A 7,410-nucleotide genomic window follows, 5' to 3' on the forward strand; every position below is an offset into this window, starting at 1 on the left:
TACCCTATGTATACGAATTATATTAAGCTAGTAAACTTGTATTTTACCAGTCCTCAGCCTGGATATCATCTATTACCTAAACTAAAATAGTTATTTTTTAAAAAACCAAATAACCAATAAGATAATCAATAAAAGCCATCTATATCAGCGTAGATGGCTTTTTTATTGTTAATATATCGAGCTCTGTCTGCATTTTATCAAACACCCCGATAGAGGGCAGGGTCAATTATGGGGATGAAAACTATTTTTTCAAATAATAACCTGCTAAAAAAGAGGACGGGGTTAAAATAGGGTCAGCAAAACGCTGATAATTTGCTACTCTAGGGCAATAATAATCAATTAGATTAAAAACGATGACTTATTCCTACAGCATAACCCAAGATTTACAGTGGCAAAATGAGGCTAAATGGCAGGTGACTGACACCCCCTTTATGTCTTTTGCTTATTGGCAAGCCCTTATTGACAGTGAAGCTATTGGTCAGGCTTCTGGCTGGATACCCCTGTATCTACAGATCTATAGGCAACCTGTGCAAGCTAAGATAAATGGTGAGCAGCCTCCGACCTTAATTGCAGTCATGCCGTTATTTATCAAAGGTCATCACCAAGGTGAGTATGTATTTGATCATGCTTGGGCTGAGGCTTATGCCCGCTATGGCGTGGATTATTACCCAAGATTGGTAACCAGTGTGCCGTATACTCCAGTGATGGGACAGCGTTTATGGTTGGCTGAAGGCGAAACTATGGCCCCTGCTATTTGGCAGACGGCCGTTGCAGCTGTGGATGATGTGGCGCAGCAAGTGGGGGCGTCAAGTTGGCATGGTTTATTTATTGACGCTGAGCAGGTTAAATTCGCTAAACAATTGCCTAATCCCTTATTTGACCATCAATTGCTAGAGCGTCAGGGGTGTCAGTTTTTGTGGCAGAATCAAAAGCTGACGGACATAGACCCACAGGGCAACCCCAAGCCGTTTGCTGATTTCGATGATTTTTTAAGTACCCTAACTGCTAAAAAAAGAAAAAACATCCGAGCTGAGCGCAAAAAGATAGCCAAGCAGAATCTAAGCTGCCGTATAAAGACTGGGGAAGCCATTACTGCTGAAGATTGGGACTTATTTTACCAGTGCTATGCTATGACTTACGCTGTGCGGGGACGTCATCCTTATTTGACCCCAGAATTTTTTGAGCAAATTGCAGACACGATGCCTGAGCAGATTATGTTGGCTCAAGCTATTGATGAGAGTGAACAAGTGGTGGCAAGTAGCTTGTTCTTTTATGATGACCCAAATCAAGATAACTCGACCCTATATGGGCGCTATTGGGGCGCACTAGAGGAATATGACAGCTTGCATTTTGAGCTGTGCTATTATCAGGGCATCAAATTTGCTATTGATAAGGGGCTGCATTACTTTGATCCGGGCACACAAGGCGAGCACAAGCTGATTCGCGGCTTTATACCGCAAAAGACGCACTCGTTACATCGAGTTTATGATCCTCGTTTTGAGCCTGCGATTGCTAACTTTTGTGAGCAGGACCGTGACTATATGCAGCAATATCGTCAACAGGCCCATGATGCCCTACCATTTAATATTGAAAATATGCCTCACTTTAAAGGCTAGGCATAATACTTAGTTAAGGGGTAAAACATGTCTATACCAGCAGAGGCGCTATATTGGCTGACCTCAGACGGTTCATTAACGGCTCTGTTAGAAGCTAAGGCAGGGCAAGCGTTGAAAGTAGAGCCTACCTTTGAAGGGTATCGGGTGTTAACTTTGGCACAAAAAAAGCAAATAGGTTATCAAGGTGCCCAGTTAAATAGACCGGTTATGGCGTGGGTGCGAGAGTCTTTATTATACGGAAACAGCGAAAAACCTTGGGTGGCAGCGCAAAGCATTTTTCCTCTAGTTAGCCTTAAAGGGGAAGCCAAGCGTTTGCAGTACTTGCAGGGCACTCCCATTGGTTATGTGCTCTTTAAGCGTCAAAATAGCTTGCCCAATAGAAGAGTGATTGACTGCACGGATTTGGGTTGGCGCCGAAGCACCTTCTATAATTGGCATAATAGAGAATTGTTAATCAGTGAAACTTTTTTGGCGGACTTTTTTATAGAAGGGTCTTAATCCCTAGCTGTTTTACTTATAACCTAGATTTTAAACAGCCTATAAGTTAACTAAACTCACAAAAACATCCGCTTTTTGGGCTGTTTTTTCGCTCTAATCGACCGGATTTCATGTTACACTTACCCTCTAATTGTGCAGAGTAGCCCCCTCCTAAAAATACTTCTTTCAAATCTATACGGTAATAGCTGAGTATTGCCTGATTGAAGGGTTAAAATTTAGGATACAGAGTGGTTGGCGGGTTCGGCGCTTGTATTTTTTATATGTCGTATGTGATTTATTAACGTATGTGACTTATTAATAGGATAAAACTATGTTTAAAGATATTAGCATTAAAGACTATGACCCAGACTTGTATCAAGCCATGGTGTCAGAGACCAAGCGTCAAGAGAGCCATATCGAGCTAATCGCTTCAGAAAACTATTGCTCGCCAGCAGTAATGGAAGCCCAAGGCTCTGACCTAACGAACAAATATGCTGAAGGTTATCCTGGCAAGCGCTACTATGGCGGTTGTGAGTTCGTGGATATCGTTGAGCAATTGGCTATTGACCGTGCCAAAGAGTTATTCGGCGCTGAGTACGCCAACGTACAGCCACACGCAGGTAGCCAAGCTAACTCTGCGGTATTCTTAGCCTTACTGGAAGCGGGTGATACTGTGTTAGGCATGAGCCTAGACGCGGGTGGTCATTTAACGCATGGTGCACACGTAAACTTCTCAGGCATCAACTACAACGCGGTTCAGTACGGTCTAGTAGAAGAAACTGGCTTAATCGACTATGACGAAGTTGAGCGTTTGGCCCAAGAGCACAAACCAAAAATGATCATTGCGGGTTTCTCAGCTTACTCACAAGTGGTTGATTGGCAGCGTTTCCGTGACATCGCAGACAGCGTTGGTGCTTATTTATTTGTTGATATGGCACACGTTGCAGGTCTAGTTGCTGCTGGTGTATACCCAAGCCCAGTACCTTTCGCTGACGTAGTAACGACTACCACGCACAAGACCCTACGCGGTCCACGTTCAGGTCTAATCCTATCTCGTGATGACAAACTGGCTAAGAAACTAAATTCAGCGGTATTCCCAGGCAACCAAGGTGGCCCATTGATGCACGCTATCGCTGCTAAAGCGGTATGTTTCAAAGAAGCGCTACAAGACGACTTCAAAACTTACCAGCAGCAAGTGGTGAAAAACGCCCAAGCTATGGCAAAAGTTATCCAAGATCGCGGCTATGAAATTATCTCTGGCGGTACTGAAAACCATCTAATGCTTATCAGCTTAGTTAAGCAAGACATGACGGGTAAAGAAGCCGACAAATGGTTAGGCGATGCAGGTATCACTGTGAATAAAAACGCGGTACCAAACGACCCTAAATCTCCATTCGTAACTTCTGGTATTCGTATCGGTACTCCAGCAATCACTACTCGCGGTTTCAACGAAGCACAAGCTTCTGACCTAGCTGGCTGGATTTGTGATGTATTAGACAGCCGTGGTGATGAAAAAGTACTAGCAGAGACTCGCGCTAAAGTTGAGAAAATCTGTGCAGAACTACCTGTGTATGAGCGTAACCAGTAATTAGTTTTACGAACGCTTGTTTTTAGGTGTTGATAAAAAACCGCTTGGCTTTTGGCTAGGCGGTTTTTTTATGACTAAAATATAAGCTAAACTATTAATCTTTCTTTAAAACAGACAAATCCTCTAAAATCCCAGTAAAGCGTTTATATAGCCAAGGCTCCGCATCACTAATCGCCTGATTGTAAATCTTGGGTCCTATTAGGTCCACCATGAAATCGAGCAAGAACTTAGCAGGCAGATTGCCAATATCCATATCCAGTTCATCACTCATATAGGCCCGTAACTCATCCAGTAGGACTTCTTCCTCTTCTTTATCTAGCTGCAAAAGCTTTTTATTTTTCATGATTTACTCAGTTAGTATCCAGAACTATTGATTTAATCTATTTCAGGCGCTTTATTTGAAGTTCATTAAAGGCCTGATGGGGTATGGTACTATTTATAAACCACAAGTAGCGTAATGAATAGCAATCCAAACTATCCCAATAAAAGCATCAAAGTGAAGGCATCAAAATAAAAGCATTAAAAATAAAGGAAAAGATATGATTCTACGCATCCATGCCTTATTGCATAACCCTATCAATATTCTAGGCTCTATTGGGTATTGGATAAAGCGCAACGGTCATAAGCTAACCCTTACTCAGTTTGCAGAGGAGTTAGTAGGAGATAACGCTCTGCCAGATCAGGATAGCTTTGACTGGTTGATTGTGATGGGTGGGCCTATGGGGGTTTACGATGCCGATAAATTTCCTTGGCTAAAAGCAGAAAAGCAGTTTATCACTGAAGCCATTAAAGCAGGTAAGACGGTCATTGGTATGTGTTTGGGGGCCCAGCTACTTGCTGAAAGTTTGGGTGCCAATGTGGGCAAAATCGATATCAAAGAAATTGGTTGGACACAGTTGACACTGACCGAACCAGGGGTTCGTCATCCGCTACTAAAGGGAGTGCCCCCTCAATTTACTACCTTTCATTGGCATGGCGATGGTTTTGATTTACCAGACGGTGCTACGCCTCTAGCTACCTCTGATTACTGGCCAAACCAAGGTTTTATTTACCAAACCGAGAACCATAAACAGCTGGGCTCTTGGATAGTGGGCTGGCAATGTCATTTCGAAGTGACACCTGATAGCTTAAAGACCATGATCCATGAGGGTAAAGGTATCTCTGAGCAGGATATGAGGCAGTATCCGAAGACCGTACAATCTCCAGCTCATATTTTAGAAAACAGTGATCAATTTGCTGCTGACAATAATGCCTACTTTGATACGATATTGGATAATTTAGTTTCAAACTATAAGGTGAAAAATGAAAGTTAGTCAAGATTTTAGCGGTGCCTTGAGTACTTTTGCTTATTTTATAGCAAGTGGTACTCATTATATGCTTCAAGACATTGAATATATTGACTTATTTGGAACTGAGCCCAGTGCTATCGAAATGGTCTTTGCCATATTTGCCAATGTATTAGAAATGGATGAAGAGGGTAAAGTTTTGAACTTTACTTATGCACAAAAAAGAGCAACGGACTATCTTAAATCTTACTGTTCAGAGTATATTGTTGATCCCCCTTTCGAGGAATGGGAAACCACGCTATATGGCCCACCAAAGCGAGATAGGTAAATCTGTTTAACCTATATTAGGGTCATCTAGCAATCTCGAATCTATAAGATAAAAAGATAATATTAATTCAAAATAGTGTTTTTAAAAGTTAAAGGACCCCTATGCTTACTCAAGCTCTACCCAAACGCAGCGATGTTCCCACCCATTTAACCTGGGACATGACCGCACTTTATACCACACCAGAAGATTTTTACGCAGATTTAGAGCAAGCGGGGCAGCTTGCCAATGAGCTAACTAGCGAGTCGATGCTAAATCTAAATAATGGCGCCAGTATCGTGCGTCTGCTACAAGCTTATGAAGCCTATTTAACTATTTTGTCCAAAGCAGGCACCTATGCTGGGGCACAAAGTGCGGTCGATATGAGTGACAGCGAACTGCAAATAAGAGCCAGAGATTTTGAGTCGCAAGTGGCCAAATTAAACAGCCAAACTGCCATTGTGGAGCAAACCCTAAAGCAGGCCGATGAAGCACTGATTAAGCAAGCAATGACTGAAAACGATAAGTATCGTCCATTTTTATCAGACTTATTGGCGCAAAAGCCCTATACCTTAAGTCTAGAGTTAGAAACGGCGCTTATCTCGTTATCGCCTGTACTGGATTTGCCGTATCAAAACTATGAGCAGTGCAAATTGGCAGACATGAATTTCCCAGACTTTGAAGCCAATGGTCAGACTTATCCTTTGAGTTTTTCGACTTTTGAAAATGAATATGAAACCGCGGTAGATACTGAGTTTCGTCGTCAAGCCTTTAAAGCGTTCTCAAAACGACTGCGCGAGTCTCAGCACACTATTGCTAGCAATTATTTGGCACAAGTCAAAAAAGAGAAAATCATCGCCGATATGCGCGGTTATGACTCGGTATTCGATTATCTATTACAGGAGCAAAAAATACCACGGACCATGTATGATGAGCATATTGACACCATTATGACTTATCTAGCACCGCCCATGCGCCGTTACGCCAAACTATTACAACAGGTCAATGGCATTGATAAAATGACTTTTGCTGATTTAAAAGTACCACTAGATGCTAGCTTTGTGGCAAAGGTCAGCATTGATGAGGCAAAAACATATTGCGTAGAAGCGTTATCTTTATTAGGTTCGGATTATACCGATATGGTGAAACGCTCTTTTGAGGAGCGTTGGTATGACTTTGCGCAAAACCAAGGGAAAAGCACCGGTGGTTTTTGTGCATCACCCTATGGCGAGCATTCCTATGTGTTGATGTCTTGGACCCAAAACCTAGGCGATGTGTTCACCTTGATTCACGAAATAGGTCACGCTGGACATTTTTATAACGCGGGTCAGTATCAAAACTACTTAAGCTATGAGCCTTCCTTGTATTTTATCGAAGCGCCTTCGACGTGTAATGAGCTGCTACTCGGTTATCATTTATTACAACAAAACACAGAGGACAAAGCGTTTCAGCGTTACGTAGTTTCTTCTTTATTGTCGAATACCTATTACCATAACTTTGTGACCCATTATCTTGAAGCCTATTTCCAGCGTGAAGTGTATCGTGCGGTGGATGCTGGCAAGAATTTAAGCACTGATGACTTGCATGACATGATGCAAGCCTCGTTGCAACAATTCTGGGGTGAAGCCGTAGAGATTGACGACGATGCAGCATTAACTTGGATGCGTCAGCCGCATTATTATTTGGGTTTGTACTCTTATACTTATAGTGCTGGTTTGAGTATTGCCACTCAGTTGTTTAAAAAGCTGCGTCAAGGTGAACAAGTTATTGATGATTGGTTAGCGGTATTGCGGGCAGGCGGAAGCAAAACTCCAGCAGAATTGGCTCAAATGATAGGGGTGGATATCAATGATAAAGCCACCTTGATAGACACGATTGGTTTTATTGACGAGCTGGTGAATCAGGCCGTCAGCTTAACTGAGTAGTTAAAATAAATGGCTACTTATTGCTTATAGCAGAGGACGCTGAACAGAGCTCAGTTGATATGTTGACTTCCTCCCCTCGCTAAACCGAGGGGATTCCTACAGCTAGACGATCAAGCCCGACCGCGAGGATGTTCTTAGCAGCATTGATATCTCTATCATGCCATGTGCCACACTCAGCACAAGTCCATCCTCTTATTCGCAAACCTGCTCTACC

General features: G+C 42.6%; 8 protein-coding genes. 6 read left to right on the top strand and 2 right to left on the bottom strand.

Annotation, left to right across the window (positions count from 1 at the left end; translation table 11 throughout):
- Positions 1–353 precede the first annotated feature (353 nt).
- The 3 genes from A1019T_RS06720 to glyA all read left to right on the top strand — a co-directional run bounded on the left by A1019T_RS06720 (position 354) and on the right by glyA (position 3,681).
- Positions 354–1,616 (top strand): GNAT family N-acetyltransferase, encoded by a 1,263-nt coding sequence (locus tag A1019T_RS06720; protein ID WP_077450971.1) that lies wholly within the window; start codon positions 354–356, stop codon positions 1,614–1,616.
- Positions 1,617–1,643: 27 nt separating this feature from the next.
- On the top strand, positions 1,644–2,114 hold the full coding sequence (locus A1019T_RS06725) for a chorismate--pyruvate lyase family protein (protein ID WP_077450972.1): 471 nt from the start codon (positions 1,644–1,646) through the stop codon (positions 2,112–2,114).
- Between the two features lie 310 nt (positions 2,115–2,424).
- Positions 2,425–3,681 carry a serine hydroxymethyltransferase gene (glyA, locus tag A1019T_RS06730; RefSeq protein ID WP_077450973.1) on the top strand — a complete coding sequence of 419 codons (1,257 nt, stop codon included), beginning with the start codon at positions 2,425–2,427 and terminating at the stop codon, positions 3,679–3,681.
- A gap of 94 nt (positions 3,682–3,775) precedes the next feature.
- Here the strand turns inward: glyA and A1019T_RS06735 are convergent, their stop codons facing one another.
- On the bottom strand, positions 3,776–4,024 hold the full coding sequence (locus A1019T_RS06735; RefSeq protein WP_077450974.1) for a DUF2164 domain-containing protein: 249 nt from the start codon (positions 4,022–4,024) through the stop codon (positions 3,776–3,778).
- 196 nt (positions 4,025–4,220) lie between these two features.
- On the opposite strand from A1019T_RS06735, the gene A1019T_RS06740 reads away from it, so the two are divergent.
- From A1019T_RS06740 to pepF, 3 genes are all read left to right on the top strand, one after another.
- A complete protein-coding gene (locus A1019T_RS06740) occupies positions 4,221–4,994 on the top strand; it encodes a type 1 glutamine amidotransferase (protein WP_077450975.1) in 774 nt (257 codons plus the stop codon).
- A complete protein-coding gene (locus A1019T_RS06745; protein WP_007395774.1) occupies positions 4,984–5,295 on the top strand; it encodes a DUF7677 family protein in 312 nt (103 codons plus the stop codon). The genes A1019T_RS06740 and A1019T_RS06745 overlap by 11 nt, the downstream gene beginning before the upstream one ends.
- A gap of 101 nt (positions 5,296–5,396) precedes the next feature.
- Positions 5,397–7,196 (top strand): oligoendopeptidase F, encoded by a 1,800-nt coding sequence (gene pepF / locus A1019T_RS06750; RefSeq protein ID WP_077450976.1) that lies wholly within the window; start codon positions 5,397–5,399, stop codon positions 7,194–7,196.
- Between the two features lie 79 nt (positions 7,197–7,275).
- Here the strand turns inward: pepF and A1019T_RS06760 are convergent.
- The coding region (locus A1019T_RS06760) for a zinc ribbon domain-containing protein (protein WP_143513965.1) at positions 7,276–7,410 on the bottom strand (135 nt) is incomplete at its 5' end.

The sequence above is a fragment of the Psychrobacter piechaudii genome, from assembly GCF_900162825.1.
Lineage (GTDB): Bacteria > Pseudomonadota > Gammaproteobacteria > Pseudomonadales > Moraxellaceae > Psychrobacter > Psychrobacter piechaudii.